The sequence below is a fragment of the Nonomuraea sp. NPDC051941 genome, assembly GCF_044593615.1.
The window spans coordinates 22,809-42,002 of record NZ_JBIUCF010000045.1 but is presented as its reverse complement, the minus strand read 5'-3'; the positions used below and the strand labels follow the sequence as shown (position 1 = coordinate 42,002).

The 19,194-nt window shown below is 70.7% G+C and carries 17 protein-coding genes; 11 read left to right on the top strand and 6 right to left on the bottom strand.

Going from position 1 to position 19,194, the window contains the following annotated elements; all coding sequences use genetic code 11:
- Nucleotides 1-23 precede the first annotated feature (23 nt).
- The 6 genes from ACIHFD_RS50620 to ACIHFD_RS50595 all read left to right on the top strand — a co-directional run bounded on the left by ACIHFD_RS50620 (nucleotide 24) and on the right by ACIHFD_RS50595 (nucleotide 8,702).
- On the top strand, nucleotides 24-926 hold the full coding sequence (locus tag ACIHFD_RS50620; protein WP_397373022.1) for a LysR family transcriptional regulator: 903 nt from the start codon (nucleotides 24-26) through the stop codon (nucleotides 924-926).
- Nucleotides 927-937: 11 nt separating this feature from the next.
- Nucleotides 938-1,225 (top strand): acylphosphatase, encoded by a 288-nt coding sequence (locus tag ACIHFD_RS50615; protein ID WP_350729740.1) that lies wholly within the window; start codon nucleotides 938-940, stop codon nucleotides 1,223-1,225.
- Between the two features lie 191 nt (nucleotides 1,226-1,416).
- Complete coding sequence (locus ACIHFD_RS50610; RefSeq protein ID WP_090938435.1) at nucleotides 1,417-1,611, top strand: hypothetical protein; 195 nt, start codon at nucleotides 1,417-1,419, stop codon at nucleotides 1,609-1,611.
- Between the two features lie 176 nt (nucleotides 1,612-1,787).
- On the top strand, nucleotides 1,788-5,468 hold the full coding sequence (smc, locus tag ACIHFD_RS50605) for a chromosome segregation protein SMC (protein WP_397373021.1): 3,681 nt from the start codon (nucleotides 1,788-1,790) through the stop codon (nucleotides 5,466-5,468).
- A 119-nt stretch (nucleotides 5,469-5,587) separates the two neighbouring features.
- A complete protein-coding gene (ftsY, locus tag ACIHFD_RS50600) occupies nucleotides 5,588-6,766 on the top strand; it encodes a signal recognition particle-docking protein FtsY (protein WP_397373020.1) in 1,179 nt (392 codons plus the stop codon).
- A 259-nt stretch (nucleotides 6,767-7,025) separates the two neighbouring features.
- Nucleotides 7,026-8,702 (top strand): tetratricopeptide repeat protein, encoded by a 1,677-nt coding sequence (locus ACIHFD_RS50595; protein ID WP_397373019.1) that lies wholly within the window; start codon nucleotides 7,026-7,028, stop codon nucleotides 8,700-8,702.
- 16 nt (nucleotides 8,703-8,718) lie between these two features.
- Here the strand turns inward: ACIHFD_RS50595 and ACIHFD_RS50590 are convergent, their stop codons facing one another.
- The 3 genes from ACIHFD_RS50590 to ACIHFD_RS50580 are packed head-to-tail and all read right to left on the bottom strand — an operon-like array spanning nucleotide 8,719 to nucleotide 11,596.
- The gene (locus ACIHFD_RS50590; protein ID WP_355208939.1) at nucleotides 8,719-9,522 is read right to left on the bottom strand and encodes an ABC transporter ATP-binding protein; all 804 of its coding nucleotides are present in this window, start codon (nucleotides 9,520-9,522) and stop codon (nucleotides 8,719-8,721) included.
- Nucleotides 9,519-10,562, bottom strand: a complete 1,044-nt coding sequence (locus ACIHFD_RS50585) for a FecCD family ABC transporter permease (RefSeq protein ID WP_397373018.1) — start codon at nucleotides 10,560-10,562, stop codon at nucleotides 9,519-9,521. The genes ACIHFD_RS50590 and ACIHFD_RS50585 overlap by 4 nt, the downstream gene beginning before the upstream one ends.
- The gene (locus tag ACIHFD_RS50580) at nucleotides 10,562-11,596 is read right to left on the bottom strand and encodes a FecCD family ABC transporter permease (RefSeq protein ID WP_397373017.1); all 1,035 of its coding nucleotides are present in this window, start codon (nucleotides 11,594-11,596) and stop codon (nucleotides 10,562-10,564) included. The genes ACIHFD_RS50585 and ACIHFD_RS50580 overlap by 1 nt, the downstream gene beginning before the upstream one ends.
- Before the next feature lie 237 nt (nucleotides 11,597-11,833).
- Here ACIHFD_RS50580 and ACIHFD_RS50575 point away from each other — a divergent pair, with 237 nt between their 5' ends.
- Nucleotides 11,834-12,676 carry an ABC transporter substrate-binding protein gene (locus ACIHFD_RS50575; protein WP_397373016.1) on the top strand — a complete coding sequence of 281 codons (843 nt, stop codon included), beginning with the start codon at nucleotides 11,834-11,836 and terminating at the stop codon, nucleotides 12,674-12,676.
- Between the two features lie 6 nt (nucleotides 12,677-12,682).
- On the opposite strand, the gene ACIHFD_RS50570 is transcribed toward ACIHFD_RS50575, so the two are convergent.
- Nucleotides 12,683-13,756: a PLP-dependent cysteine synthase family protein gene (locus tag ACIHFD_RS50570; RefSeq protein WP_397373015.1), complete on the bottom strand. Its 1,074-nt coding sequence runs from the start codon at nucleotides 13,754-13,756 to the stop codon at nucleotides 12,683-12,685.
- A 247-nt stretch (nucleotides 13,757-14,003) separates the two neighbouring features.
- On the opposite strand from ACIHFD_RS50570, the gene ACIHFD_RS50565 reads away from it, so the two are divergent.
- Nucleotides 14,004-14,588, top strand: coding sequence for a sigma-70 family RNA polymerase sigma factor (locus ACIHFD_RS50565; RefSeq protein ID WP_350729756.1), 585 nt, complete (start codon nucleotides 14,004-14,006; stop codon nucleotides 14,586-14,588).
- Between the two features lie 6 nt (nucleotides 14,589-14,594).
- Here the strand turns inward: ACIHFD_RS50565 and ACIHFD_RS50560 are convergent, their stop codons facing one another.
- Both ACIHFD_RS50560 and ACIHFD_RS50555 read right to left on the bottom strand, forming a co-directional pair.
- The gene (locus ACIHFD_RS50560; RefSeq protein ID WP_397373014.1) at nucleotides 14,595-15,539 is read right to left on the bottom strand and encodes an anti-sigma factor RsbA family regulatory protein; all 945 of its coding nucleotides are present in this window, start codon (nucleotides 15,537-15,539) and stop codon (nucleotides 14,595-14,597) included.
- Between the two features lie 19 nt (nucleotides 15,540-15,558).
- Complete coding sequence (locus ACIHFD_RS50555) at nucleotides 15,559-16,398, bottom strand: DMT family transporter (protein ID WP_350729759.1); 840 nt, start codon at nucleotides 16,396-16,398, stop codon at nucleotides 15,559-15,561.
- A 92-nt stretch (nucleotides 16,399-16,490) separates the two neighbouring features.
- Between ACIHFD_RS50555 and ACIHFD_RS50550 the strand changes: the two genes are divergently transcribed.
- The 3 genes from ACIHFD_RS50550 (at nucleotide 16,491) to ACIHFD_RS50540 (ending at nucleotide 19,187) form a co-directional block, all read left to right on the top strand.
- Nucleotides 16,491-17,066 (top strand): XRE family transcriptional regulator, encoded by a 576-nt coding sequence (locus ACIHFD_RS50550; protein WP_350729761.1) that lies wholly within the window; start codon nucleotides 16,491-16,493, stop codon nucleotides 17,064-17,066.
- A gap of 636 nt (nucleotides 17,067-17,702) precedes the next feature.
- Complete coding sequence (locus tag ACIHFD_RS50545) at nucleotides 17,703-18,500, top strand: polysaccharide deacetylase family protein (protein ID WP_397373013.1); 798 nt, start codon at nucleotides 17,703-17,705, stop codon at nucleotides 18,498-18,500.
- A gap of 36 nt (nucleotides 18,501-18,536) precedes the next feature.
- Entirely contained in the window at nucleotides 18,537-19,187 is a 651-nt protein-coding gene (locus ACIHFD_RS50540) for a DUF2461 domain-containing protein (RefSeq protein WP_397373012.1), read from the top strand.
- Nucleotides 19,188-19,194: the final 7 nt, after the last annotated feature.

Sequence of the window (19,194 nt, the reverse complement as noted above, 5' to 3'; positions counted from 1 at the left end):
CTAAGCGATCCGAGGTGATGGGGATGGAGTTCAGGGAGCTGGAGTGCTTCGTGGTGCTCAGCGAGGAGCTGCACTTCGCGCGTACGGCCGAGCGCCTCTACCTGTCACCCGGCAGGGTGAGCCAGCTCATGCGCTCGCTGGAGACCAGGATCGGCGGCAGGCTCTTCGAGCGCACCAGCCGCAGGGTGCGCCTCACGCCGCTGGGCGAGCGCTTCCTGGCCGACCTGCGCCACTCCTACGACGGCCTGGCGAACGCGGTGCGCCGGGCCAAGGCGGCCGCCCGCGAGGTGACCGGCCGGCTCAGGGTCGGTTTTCTGGCCACGCCGACGGAGGTCGTCACCGGCAGCGTGCGGGCCTTCGAGGGCCGGTATCCGGAGTGCGAGGTGGAGCTGGTCGAGATCCCGCTCTCGGACCCCTTCGGCAAGCTGCGGGCCGGGCAGGTGGATCTCACGTTCACGCTGCTCCCGGTGAACGAGCCGGATCTGGCGACCGGCGAAGGGCTGAACGAGGTCTCCTACCAACTGGGTGTCTCCACCCGCCATGCGCTGGCCGCCCGCCCCGGCATCGCCGCGGAAGAGCTGGTGAACGTCCCCCTGATCGGCCTGGACGGCCCCGCCCCGCGCGCCTATCGCGAGCGGATCGCACCGTCCGTAACCCCTTCCGGACGTCCGATTCCCCGGGCCGGCACCGTGGCGACCAGCCAGGAGGGCCTGACCCAGGTGGCGCTCGACCGGGGTGGCATGCTGTTCTGCACGCCGACGGCGGCCCACCACCGGCGGCCCGACGTGAGCTTCGTCCCCGTCACCGGGCTGAGCCCGTCGATCATGGGCCTGGCCTGGGTGAAGGCGGCCGAGACCGCGGCCGTGCTGGCGTTCGACGAGGCGGCGGTCGGGCACGCACATCGGATGGAGTCCCTTGTGGCCTGACGGGAGATGAAATGCAGGAAAACAATGACAATTCACGGCTGACCGCCTGGGTACGGGGCAGGGTCCAAGGGGTGGGGTTCCGCTGGTGGACCCGGGCGCGCGCACTGGAGCTGGGTCTCGTGGGATGGGCGCGCAACACCGAGGACGGACGGGTGGAGGTGGTCGTGGAGGGCCCGCGCGAGGCGTGCGTCAAGCTGCTGGCGCTGCTCAGAGGTTGCGACACGCCGGGCAGGGTCGATGGAGTAGTGGAACGTTGGAGTGAACCCCGAGGTAGTTTGGGTGGATTTGTGGAGCGGTAGCGACTTCCGTTAAACCGCCCAAATAGGGTATAGTTGTATGTCGGGAGTGCCCATCAGTAGGGCTCAGCGGTTCGTTCGACTTGACCGCCCACACTGCCGGTGCGACTCTTGTTAGGTACCACGCGCACCCCTCCCGCGGAATAAGAAGTGCGCGAACCAGTCTGGTCACTCAGCGTGGAGGACCCTTTACCATGGCGAAGGCTCTACTCGGCCACGTCGGCGGTCCTGACCCTCGGATGGTCTCGGAGATGCGCCGCCTGCAGCAGCGTATCCGGGATCTGGAGGCAGAACTCATCCGACTTCAGGCCACCAATGACGCTCTTGCGGCGCAAACCCGCGATGAGGCACTAAGTCGCATGCAAGAGCGCGAGCCGGCACTCACCTGAGAGTGATCGGAGCGCAAGACCCCAGGGACGTCTCGGAGAGGCGTCCCTTGTTATTTGCGCATATTCGGAAAGCTTCCTTTACGCGGGCCGGGCAGTCATGGACTGTACCGGCCCGCGTGGGGCAGTGAGGACCAGTAGGCTTTCCGAAGTCCGCATCAGGGAGAAGGGGGTCGCGCTTGTATTTGAAGACCCTCACCCTGCGCGGCTTCAAGTCTTTCGCCTCAGCGACCGCCCTGCGTCTCGAACCGGGCATCACCTGCGTCGTCGGCCCCAACGGCTCGGGAAAGTCCAACGTCGTCGACGCCCTCGCCTGGGTCATGGGCGAGCACAGCGCCAAGTCGCTGCGCGGCGGCAAGATGGAGGACGTCATCTTCGCCGGCACCTCCTCCAGGCCGCCGCTCGGGCGCGCCGAGGTGACGCTGACCATCGACAACACCGACGGCGCGCTGCCGATCGACTACACCGAGGTCACGATCAGCCGGCTGATGTTCAGGTCGGGGCAGAGCGAATACGCGATCAACGGCGACACCTGCCGCCTGCTCGACATCCAGGAGTTGCTGTCCGACTCCGGCATCGGCCGCGAGATGCACGTGATCGTCGGCCAGGGCCAGCTCGACGCCGTCCTGCACGCGGGGCCCGAGGACCGGCGGGCGTTCATCGAAGAGGCCGCGGGCGTGCTCAAGCACCGCAAGCGCAAGGAAAAGGCGCTGCGCAAGCTCGACTCCATGCAGGCCAACCTGACCCGCGTGCAAGACCTCACCACCGAGCTGCGCCGCCAGCTCAAGCCGCTGGGCCGGCAGGCGGAGATCGCCCGCAAGGCCGCCGTCATCCAGGCCGACCTGCGGGACGCCCGGCTGCGGCTGCTGGCCGACGACGTGTGCATCCTGCGTACGACGCTGCAGCGCGAGGCCGCCGACGAGGCCGCGATCACGGCCAGGCGCAACCAGGTCGAGGCCGAGCTGGCCGAGGGCCAGCAGCGCGAGGCGGCCCTGGAGACGGCCGAGGCCGAGACCCAGCCGCGGCTGAGCGCCGCGCAGGAGACGTACTTCCGGCTCTCGTCGCTGCGCGAGCGCATCACCGGCCTGGCGCAGCTCGCCGCCGAGCGCCACCGGCACGCGCTCGACGCCGCCGCCATCGAGCGCCGCGGCCGCGACCCCGAAGACCTCGAGCGCGAGGCCGCCGAGGTGCGCGAGCGGGAGCTGATCCTCGGTGCCGAGCTGGAGCAGGCTCAGGAGCTGCTGGAGGAGGCCGTCCAGCGGCGGGCCGAGGCCGAGGCCGAGCTGAGCGCCGAGGAGCACCGCCTCGCCCTGGCCGCCCGGGCCGCCGCCGACCGCCGCGAAGGGCTGGCCAAGCTGCGCGGCCAGGTCGATTCCGTACGGAGCCGGACGCGGGCCGCCGAGGAGGAGATCGGGCGGCTCCAGCAGTCCGTGGCCGACGCGGCCGGGCGCGAGCGGCGGGCCAGGGAGGACCTGGAGGCGCAGCGGCTGGAGGAGCCCGCGGTCGATCCCGCGCTCGCCGAGGAGTTGGCCACGGCGCAGGCGCTGGTGGAGGAGGCCAGGGCGGTCGCCGACGAGGCGCGCGCGGCGGCCGAGGAGGCCAAAGCGGGCCTCGACGCGCCGCGCGCCGCGCTGCAGGCCGCCAGGTCCGGGATGACCACCGCGCGCGCCGCCGACCAGGAGGCCCAGCGGTCCGTGGCCGCGCTGATCGCCCGCCGCGACGCCCTGGAGCTGGGGCTCGCCAAGGGCGACGGCGGCGCGGCCCTGCTGGACGCCGATCTGGCCGGGGTGCTGGGGCCGCTGGCCGCTTCGATGCAGGTCACGCCCGGCGCGGAGCCGGCGGTGGCGGCCGTGCTGGGCCCGGTCGCCGAGGCCATCGCGGTCAAGTCCCTCGACACGGCCGTCGAGGCCCTTGACCTGCTGCGCACCCAGGGCTCGGGCCAGGCGACCCTCCTGGTGGGGGCGGACGACGACAGGGCCCGGCGCACCCGTACGGCGGCTCCCGAGGGCGGCCAGTGGGCCGCCGACCTCGTCATTGTCCCCGATCACCTGCGGCCCGCCCTCGACCACGTCCTCGCGGACGTCGTGCTGGTGGCCGACCTCGAAGCCGCCCGCGCGGTCGTCGAGAGCCACCCCGGGCTCAGGGCGGTCACCAAGGCAGGCGACCTGGTGAGCGCGCACCTGGCCAGCGGCGGCTCCGAGGGTGGCACCTCCGTGCTGCAGGTACGGGCCGCGTTCGACGAGGCCGTCAGGGACCTGGAGGAGGCCGAGGGCCGGGCCGAGGAGACGGCCGTCGCCCTCGACCAGGCGGCCGAGCAGGAGCAGACGGCACAGGCGGCGCTGGAGGCCGCCCAGGCGAAGGCCAACGAGGCCCAGACCGCCGTCACCACCGCCCAGGCCGGCGTGAGCGCCGTCCAGGGGACCCTCGACCAGGTCAGGGGCCGCCAGCGGGAGGCCGACCAGCGCAACGCCGCCGCCGCCAAGCGCCTGGCCCAGCTCGAGGCCGCCGCCAACGCCGCCCGCGACGAGGCCGAGCGCCTGGCCGTGAGCGTCACCAAGGCGGAGGAGGCCCGCGCCGAGGGGCTGGAGGAGGTGGCCGAGCTGGAGGTCCGCCTGGCCGAGGCCGAATACGCCCAGGAGCTGGAGTCCGAGCCCACCACCGACCTCCGCGACGACCTGGCCGGCGCCTGCGAGGTCGCCCGGCAGCGCGAGATGGACACCCGGCTCCAGGTCCGCACCGCCGAGGAGCGGGTCAAGGGCATCGAGGGCCGCGCCGACGGGCTCGTCCGGGCCGCCCAGCGCGAGCGCCAGGACCGCGCCCAGGCCGCGGCCCAGCGCGCCAGGCGCCGCCAGCAGGCCGCCGTGGCCGAGGCCGTCAGCAAGGGCGCCAAGCAGGTGCTCAGGGAGCTCGAGTCCTCCGTCCGGCTCGCGTCGAGGGAGCGCGACGAGGCCGACCTCGCCAGGGTGGCCGTCGACGCCGAGCTCAAGCAGGTGCGCCTGCGCGTCCGCGAGCTCGGCCAGGAGCTGGACAAGCTGGTCAACCGCGTGCACGGCAGCGAGGTCGCCCGCACCGAGCAGCGGCTGCGGCTGGAGCAGATGGAGCAGCGGGCGCTGGAGGAGTTCGGGGTCGAGATCGAGGCCCTGATCTCCGAGTACGGGCCCGAGGTCCCGGTCCCGGGAGACCCGCCGGTGCCGTACGTGCGCGAGGAGCAGGAGAAGCGGGCCAGGGCCGCCGAGCGGCAGATGAACCAGCTCGGCAAGGTCAACCCCCTCGCCCTGGAGGAGTTCGCGGCCCTGGAGGAGCGGCACGCGTTCCTCACCTCGCAGCTCGAGGACCTCAAGAAGACCAGGCGCGACCTGCTGCTCGTGGTCAAGGAGGTCGACGACCGGGTGGAGCAGATGTTCGCCTCGGCGTACGAGGACGTGGCCCGGGAGTTCGAGCAGATCTTCACCAGGGTGTTCCCGGGCGGCGATGGACGTCTGGTGCTGACCGAGCCGGCCGACATGCTGACCACCGGCATCGAGGTCGAGGCGAGGCCGCCGGGCAAGAAGGTCAAGCGGCTGTCGCTGCTGTCGGGCGGGGAGCGCTCGCTGACCGCCGTGGCGTTCCTGATCTCCATCTTCAAGGCGCGGCCCTCGCCGTTCTACGTGATGGACGAGGTCGAGGCGGCGCTCGACGACACGAACACGCAGCGGCTGCTGACGCTGTTCGAGGAGCTGCGGCAGAGCTCGCAGCTGATCGTCATCACCCACAACAAGCGCACGATGGAGATCGCCGACGCGCTCTACGGTGTCTCGATGCGCGGGGACGGCGTGACGCAGGTCGTCAGCCAGCGGCTCCGCGAACGCGAGCCGGCCTGACCCCACTGCGCTCCACGTGGTGGCGGCGCGCCGGACAGCCGGTCTGAGGGCGTGAGTTGGGCCTGATCGGTGGTGCCTTGGGCATGACCATGCCGGTCGATCTGGAAAACTGACATCTTGTGGATGGTTACCTCGGCGTCATAGTGATCGTGGCCGTCGTCGCCCTGCTGGCGGCCGGCGGCCTTCTGCTGTACTTCAAGCCGGGTCGCAAGGCGGCCCCGCCGGTCAAACCGCCAGAGACTCCCGTGCTCCCCGAGCAGGAGGAGAAGCCCGCGGGAGTGGCGGGCGAGGAGGGCGAGGGCGCGACCACCACGCTGCCGCCACCGGTCAAGCCCGCCGAGCCGGCCGTCGTCACGCCCGAGATCGAGGTGCCGCCGCCGTCCGCGGGCCGGATGGTGCGGCTGCGCTCGCGGCTGGCACGCTCGCAGAGCGCCCTCGGGCGCGGCCTGCTGGAGCTGCTCTCCCGCGACCGCCTCGACGACGACGTGTGGGACGAGGTCGAGGAGAAGCTGATCACCGCCGACGTCGGCGTCGCGCCGACCCGGGTGATCGTCGACGACCTGCGCACCAAGGTCAAGGTGCTGGGCAGCCGCACTCCCGAGGAGCTGCGCGGCCTGCTGCGCGAGGAGCTGCTGGCTCAGGTCAACCCCGATCTCGACCGCACGCTGCACGTCCAGAAGCACGGCGAGCGGCCCGCGGTGGCCCTCATCGTGGGCGTCAACGGCACCGGCAAGACCACCACCACCGGCAAGCTCGCCCGCTCGCTCGTCGGCGACGGCAAGAAGGTCGTGCTCGGCGCGGCCGACACGTTCCGCGCGGCCGCCGCCGACCAGCTCCAGACGTGGGGCGAGCGGGTGGGGGCCGACGTCGTTCGCGGTCCCGAGGGCGGCGACCCGGCCTCCGTGGCGTTCGACGCCGTCGCCAGGGGGATCGAGGAGAAGGTCGACGTGGTCATCGTCGACACCGCGGGCCGCCTTCACACCAAGACCGGCCTCATGGACGAGCTGGGCAAGGTCAAGCGGGTCATCGAGAAGAAGGCCACGGTCGACGAGGTGCTGCTCGTCCTCGACGCCACCACGGGCCAGAACGGCATGCGCCAGGCCCAGGTGTTCGCCGAGGTGGTCAACATCACCGGCATCGCGCTGACCAAGCTCGACGGCACCGCCAAGGGCGGCATCGTGATCTCCGTGCAGCGGGAGCTGGGGGTGCCGGTCAAGCTCGCGGGGCTCGGCGAGGGGCCCGACGATCTGGCGCCGTTCGACCCCGAGGTGTTCGTGGACGCGATCCTGGGGGAGTGAGACGAACACGATTCGGGCGCGCGGTAATTGTCGAGGGAATAGCCATTACCAGATAAACAATTGTTCGAGGGCTTTTCCCTGTGCTGACATGTAGCGGTCATCAATGATCGCTCGTTCCGCGCAAAGGGGCGCCATGAAGAAGATCGTCGTTCATCGGCCAGGAACCGTGAAGCCGACCGCCGCGGCCGCGCCGAGGCACAGCGCCTGAGCCGCCCGGCCGGCGTCTCGTGGGGCGCCGGCCAGCACGGAAAGGCCGTTCGTGGACACGATCTCCCTTGACGCCGACCGCCGGATCGGCGGCCCCTACACTTTCGCGGCCGGGCTCCTCGGCCATCTCGTCCCCCGGGCGCTGGAGCGCCGGCCGGAACTGGTCGCCGCGCACGACATCGAGATCCGCACCGCCGCGCCGCAGCTGCGCGAGTCCGTCCCCGAGCGCAGGAGCTCGCTGGCCGGCCGCCTGCCCACGGGGCAGCGCATCCTCGTGCCCGGCGCCCGGCGCAGCCTCAGGATCGCGAACGGGCTGGCCGAGTTCGTCCGCGACCACCTGCGCGACGCGGGCCCGCTCGCGCTCACCGTGACGAACCTGGGCGCGGCCGACCACACCGACACCGAGCTGGTGACCGTGCTGCGGCGCAGGCTCGACCCGGAGCTGCTGCGCATCGACGAGGGCCCGCCGGCCCCGAGCACCGGACCGCTGTGCGCGGACTTCGACCGTTACCGCGACGAGGGCTTCCATCACGCCATGGCAGAGTCGGGCCTGGCCGTGCTGCGCGGGATGGCGTACGAGGACGACCCGGAGGGCTGGCAGCACCTCCTGCAGCGCGTCGCCGGCGCCCTGGAGGCCACCGAGCGCGAGGACGAGGCCCGCGAGCTCTACGACCGGGCCAGGCGCGTGAGCACCGACCCCAAGCACCGCGCCACCGTCGCGTACGCGACCGCCATGATCCTCGTACGCCACCACGACCCCGCCCGGCGCGACCCCGAGCAGGCCCTGGCCTGGATCAACGAGGCGATCACGATCACGTCGCTGCTTCCTGACCGCCGCGAGCGGGCCTTCCACCTCGGGTTCGACCTCAACGGCAAGGCCCTGGTCGAGGTACGCAGGGGCCGTCACGAGGCGGCGATGGAGCTCGTCCAGGAGGCCATCGACCTGGCCGAGACGGACCTGATGGGCGAGCACCCGATCCACCGGCTCGTGCTGCACGCCAACAGGGCGCAGCTCCTGGCCATGGCGGGCCGGACGGAGGAGGCGCTGGCCGGCTACACGCGGGCCGTCGAGGCCGATCCCGGCTACCCCGACTACTACCTCGAACGCGGCAACCTGCTGCACCGGCTCGGCCGGACGGAGGAGGCGCTGGCCGACTACGAGGCGGTCATGCGGCTCAGCCCGCCCTTCCCCGAGGCGTACTACAACCGGGCCGAGGTCCGGTTCGCTGCGGGCGACCTCGACGGGGCCCGCGCCGACCTGGACCACACGCTGGAGCTGGACCCCGAGTTCGCGCCCGCGTACGTGAACCGCAGCGGTATCGATGTGGTGATGGGGGACTACGCCAGAGCCAGGGAGGACGTGGTGCGCGGGCTGGGGCTGACGCCCCGCGACCCCCACCTGCTGTGCGTGCTCGGGCAGGTGGAGCTGGCCGAGGGCAGGCGCCCGGAGGCGCGGACCGCGTTCGACGGGGCGCTGGAGGCCGACCCCGAGCTGGTGGCGGCCTGGGCGGGCCGGGCCGAGCTGGCCTTCGAGAGCGGCGACCACGACGCGGCGCTGGCTGACCTGACCCACGCGCTGAAGCTGGCGGAGACGGCCGAGCTGCTGTTCAACAGGGCCGTGCTCTACCGGGCCGCTGGGCTGGCGGACAAGGCCAGGGACGACCTGCTCAGAGCCGCGGAGCTGGCCCCTGACGACGAGGAGGTCAGGCGGGCGCTGGCCGAGGCGTGATCGCCACCGTGGCGGATCAGGCTCGCGGCTCCGCGGGATGCGAACGCGGCCGGATCGGAACCACGAGCGGCGTCCCCGCCACCGGGTCCTCGATGACCTTGGCGTCCAGCTCGAACACCTCACCCAGCAGGTCCTCGGTCAGCACCTCGTGCGGGGTGCCCGCGGCGACCACCCGCCCGGCGCGCATGGCCACCAGCCGGTCGGCGTAGCGGGCGGCCAGGTTGAGGTCGTGCAGGACCATGACGACCGTGCGGCCCGCCTCCTGGTGCAGGTGCCGTACGAGCTCCAGCACCTCCACCTGGTGCGCCAGGTCAAGGAACGTGGTCGGCTCGTCGAGCAGCAGCAGGTCCGTGCCCTGGGCCAGGGCCATGGAGATCCACGCCCGCTGCCGCTGCCCGCCCGACAGCTCGTCCAGCGGCCGTTCCGCCAGGTCGGCCAGGCCCGTCATGTCCAGGGCGGCCGCGACGGCGCCCTCGTCGTCCGAGGACCACTGCCGGTACCACGTCTGGTGCGGATGCCTGCCCCTGGCCACCAGGTCGGCCACGGTCAGCCCTTCGGGGGCGCTGGGCGCCTGGGGGAGCACGCCGAGGATCTTGGCCACCTCGCGGGTGGGGATCTTGTCGATGCGCTTGCCGTCCAGCAGGACCTCGCCGCCCTGCGGCTTGAGCAGGCGGCCGAGCGCGCGCAGCAGCGTCGACTTGCCGCAGCCGTTCGGACCGATGATCGTGGTCACCGTGCCCGCCTCGATGCCGAGGTCGAGCCCGTCGACGACCAGGCGTTCGCCGTATCCGAGCTTGACGCCGGCGGCCTGCAGCCTCATTTGCGTGACCTCCAGATCAGGTGGATCAGGTAAGGGGCGCCCAGTACGGCCGTGACGATGCCGACCGGCAGTTCCAGCGGGGAGAACGCGGTCCTGGCGATCAGGTCGGCGGCGGTGGTGAGCACGGCGCCCACGACCGCCGAGCACAGCAGCGGCGGCTGGGCGGAGCGGGTGAGCCTGAGCGCGATCTGCGGCGAGGCCAGGGCCACGAACGCGATCGGGCCGGCGGAGGCGGTGGCCACGGCGGCCAAGAGCACGGCCGCCAGGATCATCAGGGCGCGGGACAGGTTGGTGCGGACGCCGAGCGCGGTCACCGTGTCGTCGCCGAAGCGCAGGGCGTCGAGGGAGCGGGTGCCGAGCAGGGTCAGCGGCACCAGCACGGCCAGGGCCAGCGCGGTGGGCAGCACGTGCTCCCAGCCGCGGCCGTTGAGCGAGCCGCTGATCCAGACCATGGCGCGGCCGGTGTCGTTGACGTCGCCGACGGTCAGGAGCCAGAACTTGATGTTCGTGAACACGGCGGCCACGCCGATGCCGACCAGGACCAGCCGGTAGCCGTCCAGGCCGCGCCGCCACGCCAGCCCGTACACGACGGCCGCGCCGACCAGGCCGCCGAGCAGGGCCAGCGCGGGGATGCCGGCGGTGGCCAGCAGGCCGCTGGCGCCGCCGTACGCGCTGCCGCTGGCCACGACGCCGGCCACGACCGTGACCGAGGCGCCGGTGGTGACGCCGAGGATCTCGGGGCTGGCGAGCGGGTTGCGCGCGATGGACTGGATGATCGCGCCGGACAGCGCGAGCGCCGCGCCGACGAGGGCGCCGGTGAGGGCGCGCGGCAGGCGCAGCTCCATGATGACGAAGTGGGCGGCGCTGTTGACGTCGAACGTGCCGGAGATCACTTCCGGCAGCGTCATCCGGATCTCGCCGATGCGCATGTTCATGGCCATGAGCAGGACGATCAGGACCAGGCCGATCACGGAGACGGCGACGCCGCGCAGCCGTACCCGCCAGGACACGGCGCCGACGCGGAGGGAAAGAGCGGTCATCACAGTCGCACTGGCTTCCTGCGCCTGACGAGCGCGACGAAGAACGGCGCGCCGATCAGCGCGAGCACCACGCCCACCTCCAGCTCTCCCGGCGGGGCCACCACGCGGCCGATCACGTCGGCGAGCAGCAGCAGCGCGGCGCCGATCAGCCCCGAGAACGGCAGCAGCCACCGGTGGTCGGTGCCCGACAGCGGGCGGGCGAGGTGGGGCACGATCAGGCCCACGAACGCCAGCGAGCCGCAGGCCGCGACGGCCGCGCCCGACAGCAGGGTGACCGCGGCGACGCCGACGGTGCGGGTCGTGGAGATGTTCTGGCCGAGGCTCCTGGCCACGTCCTCGCCGAGGGAGAGCGCGTTCAGGCCCGGCGCGTTGACCATCGCGAGCACCAGGCCCACGAGGATGAACGGCAGTACCTGCCAGACCACGTCCGAGCCCCTGGTCGCGATCGAGCCGGCCTGCCAGAAGCGGAAGACGTCCATCGCCTGCTCGTCCAGCAGCACGATGGCCGAGGTCAGCGCGTACAGCAGGGCGCTCACGGCGGTGCCCGCCAGCGCCAGCGTGACCGGGGTCGGGCCGCCCCTGCCGCCCACCATGCCCAGCGCGAACACCCCGACGCTGGCGACCAGGGCGCCCGCCAGGCCGAACCAGATGTAGGTGAGCAGGCTGGAGGCGCCGAGCAGGATGATCGAGGACACCATCGCGAACGCCGCCCCCTGCGTGACGCCGAGCAGCCCCGGGTCGGCGAGCGGGTTGCGGGTGTGGCCCTGCATGAGCGCGCCCGCCACGCCGAGCGCGATCCCGGCGAGAACGCCTAAGGCGGTCCTGGGGAGGCGCAGCGAGCGGATGACGATGTCGTTCTCGGTCCCGGTGGGGGCCGTGAGGGCGTGCCAGGCGTCGGCGAGCGGCACGGACTTGGAGCCGACCGTGATGCTCAGCACGATCGCGACCAGCACGGCGGCCAGCAGCGCGAGGAGAACGGTGAGCCGCCTGTGCCGGATGCCATGGAGGCGCGGGGCCACAGCGGTCGCACTCACCCACGTCCTCCTCAACATTTGCCCGATCACGGTGAAGTATGCCAGCTTAGGCAGGGCTAACCTAATTTAGGGTTGCCTTACTTTGGGATTCGGGAAAGGGATCTTATGAGACCGTTGCGCATGCTGGTCGGTGCTCTCCTTGTGGCGGGGCTCGCGGCCTGTGGTTCCTCCGGCGCTTCCGGGGGGAGCGCGGCGGCTCCTGCCTCCGGTGCCCCGTTCAGGACCGTCAAACACGCGATGGGCGAGACCGTGATCCCGGCCCAGCCGAAGCGGGTGGTGGCGCTCGACCAGAGCTTCGTCGACGCGGTGCTCACGCTGGAGACGCCGGTGGTGGGGTACACGACGTACCGGTCGCTCGACGACAAGCTGCCCGCCTACCTGGGGGCCGTCGCCGAGCAGTACGGCAAGGAGGCCACCCCGGTCGGCTCGCTGGAGCAGCCGAGCCTGGAGAAGATCATGGCGCTGAAGCCCGACCTGATCGTCTCGGCGAAGGTCCGGCACGAGGCCCTGTACGACAAGCTGTCCAAGATCGCGCCGACCGTCTTCAGCGAGACCACCGGGGCCATCTGGAAGGAGAACATCCGGCTCATGGGACAGGCCCTGGGCAAGGAGCAGCTCGCCGACACCAGGATCAAGGAGTATGAGGGACGAGCGGCCAAGATCGGCGCGGCCATCAAGGCAAAGGATGGCGAGCTGCCGACGATCTCGGTCGTGCGGTTCGCCGGCGAGCCGACAGTCAGGCTTTATGTTGAGAAATCCTATTCCGGGCTGGTGTTGAAGGATGTCGGGTTCCCGCGGCCCGAGGGGCAGCCGACCGAGCAGGACGCCATCGCGGTGGACATCAGCCAGGAGCGGATCGCGGACCTGGACGCCGACCACATCTTCGTCTCGACATATCAGGATCCGTCGGCGGAGGGGCCCAAAGAGAAGTTCGTGAACAACCCGCTCTGGGGCAAGCTCAAGGGCGAGAAGCACGATGTCGCTGACCTGACCTGGATGACCGCGGTGGGCATCCAGGGGGCGCACGCCATCCTGGACGACGTGGCCAAGCTCTTCGAGGTGGACCCGGCCAAGGCCTGAGCCCGCTCAGTCCGGCAGGAACGCGCGGAGCTCGTCCAGGTGGGGTTCGACGTCCAGGCCCTGGTCGGCGAGCCACCCCGGGTTGCCGTACGTGCCCCGGTATCGGTCGCCGCTGTCGCAGACCAGGGTGACGATGCTGCCCTGCTCGCCCGCCGAGCGCATCTCCTGGATGAGGTCCACGCAGGCCGCCATGTTCGTGCCCGTGGAGCCGCCGACGTCCAGGCCCGTGACCTCGCGCGTCCAGTGCATGGCGGCGATCGAGCGGGCGTCGGGGACGGCGATCATGCGGTCGATGACGGACGGCTGGAACGAGGGCTCCACGCGCGGGCGGCCGATGCCCTCGACGCGGGAGCCCCGCGCGGTGACCGAGGTGTCGCCGGAGACCCAGCTCGGGTAGAAGGCCGAGCCCTCCGGGTCGACGACGGCCAGGCGGGTGGGGTGGCGGCGGTAGCGGATGTAGCGGCCGATGGTCGACGACGTGCCGCCGGTGCCGGCGCCCACCACGATCCAGGAGGGCTCCGGGTGGGGCTCCATGGACATCTGGGAATAGATGGACTCGGCGATGTTGTTGTTCCCGCGCCAGTCGGTCGCCCGCTCCGCGTAGGTGAACTGGTCCATGAAATGGCCGCCGGTCTCGGCGGCCAGACGGTGAGATTCGTCATAGATCGCGCGAGGGTCGGTCACGAGGTGACACTTCCCGCCGTAGAACTCGATGAGGTGACACTTCTCCGGCGACGTGGACGCGGGCATGACCGCGATGAACGGCAGGCCCAGCAGCCGGGCGAAGTACGCCTCGCTGACGGCCGTGGATCCGCTCGACGCCTCCACGATCGTCGTGGCGGGCCCGATCCAGCCGTTCGCCAGGCCGTACAGGAACAAGGATCGAGCAAGTCGATGTTTGAGTGAACCCGTTGGGTGTACCGACTCGTCTTTCAAGTAGAGGTTTACACCCCAGTGCGAGGGAAGCGGAAAGACGTGCAGATGTGTGTCGCAGCTACGGTTGGCATCGGCCTCGACCTTGCGTATGGCGTCTGTCACCCAGTGGCGCGAAGCAAGGTCGTGACGGTCCACAAAACTCATGCCCATACGCTATCCCATGTGACTCTTGCCACTATTACTGCAAAATTGGGTGGGTAGTGTTATGATACTGAGACTTGTCCGGCCGTGGACGTGACGACACACGCCGCGAGCAGATGGACGGAAACCCCCTCTGACCAAGGCGGAACCTCTAACGCGTCCCTTACCTGGGACTTGCCATGATGGAAACCGCCCGCAGGCGGCTTGTGCCGAAACGGGGGATAGCGCAAGGGGGAATGAATTGATCACTATGACCGATGAGCAGCGTCAGGACTGGTTCGAGCGCGATGTCGTGCCCGTGACGTCGCAGCTGTTCGCCTCCGCCATGCGCCTCACCCGCAACGCCGCTGACGCGGAGGACCTGGTGCAGGAGACGGTGGCCAAGGCGTACACCTCGTACCACCAGTTCCGGGAGGGCACCAACCTCAAGGCGTGGCTGCACCGGATCCTCACCAACAACTTCATCAACGACTACCGCAAGAAGCAGCGTTCGCCCAAGTTGTCGGCCGCCGAGGACATCGAGGACTGGCAGCTGCACGCCGCCGAGTCGCACAGCTCGACGGGCCTGCGCTCGGCCGAGACCGAGGCGCTCGACCGGCTGCCCGACAACGTCGTGATGAACGCCCTGCGTTCGCTGCCCGAGGACTTCCGCGTGGCCGTCTACCTGGCCGACGTGGAGGGGTTCGCGTACAAGGAGATCGCCGACCGCATGGGCACGCCCATCGGCACGGTCATGTCCCGCCTCCACCGGGGCCGCCGCCAGCTGCGCGGCATGCTCGAGGAGTACGCCCGCGAGGAAGGCGCCGTACGGCTCCCCGCCCAGCGCGCCGCGTGAAGACCCCTACGACCCCATCATGAAATGAAGGCGGACGCGTAACACGCCGCCTTCATTGCGCAGCTGTACGAGATCGCAGAGCTGCCGGCTGATCCAGAGCCCGTATCCCCGAGGGGATTCGGGCTCAGGTGGTATGTAGCCGGGTAACGGGTCGTCCAGGTCGCCGCCCGGGTCGGCGACCTCGCAGACCAGCTCCCCGTCGCTCACCCACATCGTGATCATGCCGTGCCCGGCGCCGTGCTCGATGCTGTTCGCGGCGATCTCGGACACGCTGATCACGAGCGAGGTGATCAGGTTGCGGTCCATGCCGGCCGCTCTGGCGTAGTCGCCCACGCTCTGGCGCAGCCGCTTCAGCTCCCGGGCCGTGAAGGGGATGGTCTCGGCGCCGTCGGCCGGCGCGGGCAGGGGCGCGCGGTCGCCGTTCAGGACCAGCTCGTGGGGCTCGACGAAGCGGGTGCTGGCCGCCTCGCCGTCCGTGCCCAGGAGAAACGGGTGGCTGACCGGGCCGAAGTCGAGCGCGGTCCTGGGGGCGCGGCGCACGTCGTACAGGCACATCATGATCGCCGCCGCCGGGCGGAGCGCGGCGTTGACCACCGACTCGTAGCGGATCAGCTCCCTGATGTCGCGCTCGCTCCTGCCCTCCCAGTCGGGCTCGCCGATGACGAGGGTGCGGCGGTCGCGGGTGTACTCGTGATAGGCGGCCAGGGTGCGGTACGGGTGGCCGTACCAGCCGGTCGAGACCCTGCTGTCGATGCGCCCGGCGTCGCGGCCGAGGGCGTCGTGCAGCAGGGCGAGCTTGTCCGCGCACGTGATCACCAGCACGTGCCTGCCCTCGTCGAGGGCGGAACGCACGCGCGGGGTGGCGAGCCTCACGAAGGTCTCGTCCGAGTCGTGCGGCACCGCGATGTGCCGTAGCGACTCGCCGTCCGAAGGTGCCCGGTCAGGGCGCACGGGCGAAACGTAGCAAGCGCTAGAGGTGCTGCGCAACGGCTATCAGCGCCACCGCCCCGAGCGCGCAGGCCACACCGGCCACCTGGATGGCCCGCAGCCGCTCTCCCAGCACCTGTCTGGCCAGCAGCAGGGTGCTCGCGGGATACAGCGACACCAGCACGGCGACCAGGCTGAGCAGGCCGTCCTGCTGGGCCAGCAGGTACAGGACATTGGCCGCCATGTCGAGCACGCCCGCCGCCACGATGATGTGCAGGGAGCCCGGGCCGGGCCTGAGCGCGCGCCGCGTGACCAGGGCCAGCAGCGCCACCGTCGTGATCGACGACACTCTGGCGCCGACCAGCGGCCACAGCCCGGCATCGTCCGGCGCCATGGCCAGCAGGATGAAGAACCCGCCGAACCCGGCCCCGGCCGCCAGCGCGGTCAGCACCGAGGCCAGGGAGCCCTGCCGGTCCGTGGACCTGTCCTGGCTGACCAGCAGCACCGAGCAGAGCGCCAGCGCGATGCCCACGAGCGCCCAGAACGCCGGCCGCTCGCCCGTCGCCAGCCCGAACACCACGGGCAGCGCCGCCGAGGTGACCGCGGTCGTCGGGGCGACCACCGACATGACGCCCGTGGCCAGCGCCCGGTAGAACAGCACCAGCCCGGCCGCGCCCGCCAGGCCCGCCGCCAGGCCCCACGACAGGGCGGCGGCGCCGGCCGTGCCGGGCAGCACCGGCAGCAGGGCGAGGATCAGCACCAGGCCCGCGATCTGCGACAGCACGACGACCGACAGCACTTGGGATCGGCGGGTGGCCAGGCCGCCGAAGAAGTCGGCCGTGCCGTACACCACCGCGCAGGCGGTCGCCAGGATCACCGTCACCGGTATTCCCCCCTTTGGTTCAACAGGTTGCACTGTCAGTACAACACACAGAGTACATTCCATTGCAAATCGGATTCACTAGACTGCACTGCGTGGAAGATCCAGACCTGATCAACCAGGCCATCGCCAGCAACGTCCGGGCCCAGCGGGCACACCGGGGGCTGACGCTCGACGCCCTCGCCGCCCGGTCGGGGGTGAGCAGGGGCATGCTGGTCCAGGTGGAGCAGGGCAGGACGAACCCGAGCGTCTCCACCCTCACCCGGATCGCCTCCGCCCTGGGCGTCACCGTGGCCCGGCTCGTCGAGGTCGCCGACGTGCCGACGGTGCGGATCGTGAGCAAGGCCGACGTGGTCACGTTCGACCAGGGGGACGTGCGGGCGCGGCTGCTGGTCGGCGCCGACGTGCCGATGATCCTGGAGCTGTGGGACTGGCGGATGCCGCCCGGCGAGCACCACGACGGCGACGCCCACCCGCCGGGCACCCGCGAGATGCTGACCGTCCTCGACGGGGAGTTGACACTCACCGTGTACGGCAAGAGCCACGTGATCGGCAAGGACGACGCCGTGCTCTTCACGGCCGACCGGCCCCATCGCTACGCCAACCGGGGCACCGAGGACCTCAGGTTCGTGATGGTCGTCGCGGAGCCGCGCGACACCCAGGACCAATAACCGCTGCTTCTCCTTCCGGGACGGCATGGAAAACCTTGGTAACAGCCAGTAATATTTGCGGTCGGTGAGGCTGACGTGACAGGAGGTGTGCGATGGCGGTGCCCTGTGACGCGCGCCCGGTGACCGTGTCGCTCTGGCCCTCCCACGGCCGATGACCGGCCTCCCCACAGCCGGACGGGACCCTCGGAGCAGACCCCCGGCTTCACCCAGCGGTCGTTGACGATTACTCATGCTTTGGACGGCTGATGCCCGTTGTTGGGTACATCCCTGGTGTGGCGGAACGTGGGCAGGGGGTGGCGTGTGAGTGAGGCCCTCGCGGCGACGGAGAAGCTCCAGTCGGAGCTTCGCGCTCTGGGCGTCACCAGCGCGTACGAGGTAGGGGACGGAGCGACTATCTCGGTATGGATAGGCCTGGTCGTTCGGTATAGAGATGGTTTTTACCGTTGGCAGGAAGGACCGGTGAAACGTCGGCATCTGGGTACGGATCCGGTCGGATGTGCCATGCGCGTGGCGCGCCGCTACAAGGAACTGCAGGCCGATATCCCACTCTGGTGGGACGACCTGGCCAGGGACTTGCGGGGGAAACCGGTCCAGGACTATCCATAGGCCCCCGCGCGCGGCGCTTCGGGGGGAACCATGCGCGTATGGGCTTTGCCGCTGGCCCTGCTCGCTCTGGCAGTCTGCGTCACCTGCTCGGTGGCGAGCCGCCATCAGACCGAGGCGCCGATCGTGCCGTACAAGGCGGCCGTCGTCGATCCGGCGGTGCTCGCCAAGCGGCTGGTGTCGATGCAGTACGGGTCCGGCTGGCCGCGCAGCCGCAAGTTCGACTGCGCGAGGCTCAAGTGTGTGGCCCTGACCTTCGACGACGGGCCCGGCGAGTACACCGGGCGGCTGCTCGACATGCTGCGCAAGCGTGACGTCAAGGCCACGTTCTTCGTCATCGGGCAGATGGTGGCGGCCGACAAGGGCGGCCGGCTCGTCCGGCGCATCGTCGAGGACGGCCACGAGCTCGGCAACCACTCCTGGAGCCATCCCGCGCTCGCCGGGCTGTCGCACGACGACGTGCGGCGGCAGCTCCGGCACACCAACGACCTCGTGTTCAAGCTGACCGGGGTGCGGATGCACCTCATGCGGCCGCCGTACGGGTCGACCAACGCCGCCGTCGCCGCGGAGGCGCGCGACGAGGGGCTGGCGGAGATCCTCTGGAGCGTCGACACCCTCGACTGGCTGCACCGGGTCCCCGCGGCCGTGGCCCGGCGGGCCGGCGAGGCCAAGTCCGGATCGATCGTCCTCATGCACGACATCCATCGGACGACGGTGGAGGCCGTGCCCGCCATTCTCGACATCCTTGACCGGAAGGGCTTCACGTTCGTCACGGTTTCGGAGCTCTACGGCAAGACGCCGTCGCCGGGCCGGACGTACACCGAGCGGTGACCCGAGGTGTCGGTGCGGCGTGGCACCCTTGGGAGCATGGGTTTCAGCGGCTTCCCTGATGAGGCTTTCCTGTTCTACGAGGGGCTCGAGGCGGACAACTCGAAGACCTACTTCACGCGGCACAAGCACCTCTACGAGGAGGCGGTGCGGGAGCCGATGCTCGCGCTCACGGACGAGCTGGCCGCCGAGTTCGGAGCGGCGCAGCTCTTCCGGCCCTATCGTGATGTGCGCTTCTCCAAGGACAAATCGCCGTACAAGACCCATCAGGGCGCGTTCGTGGACCTCCAGCCGGGGATCGGGCTCTACGTGGAGCTGAGCGCGGCCGGGATCTACACGGCCGGGGGCTTCTACACCCAGGCGCCCGACCAGGTGGCCCGCTACCGGGCCGCGGTGGACGAGGACCTGACCGGCAAGCCCCTGGAGTCGATGACGGGGGAGCTGGTGTCCGCCGGTTACGAGCTGGGCGGGGAGCGCCTCAAGACCAAGCCGCGGGGCTTCTCGGAGGACCATCCGCGGATCGAGCTGCTGCGGCACAAGTCGCTCTACGCGGGGGTGCGCTGGGAGCCGGAGCCGTGGGTGCACACGACGGAGGTGCGCGAGCGCGTGTCACGTACGTGGCGCGCGTACGGCCCCCTGGTCGACTGGCTCTGCGCCCACGTCCGCGGCAGCGAACTCCCCCGCCGCTGACCCTTCC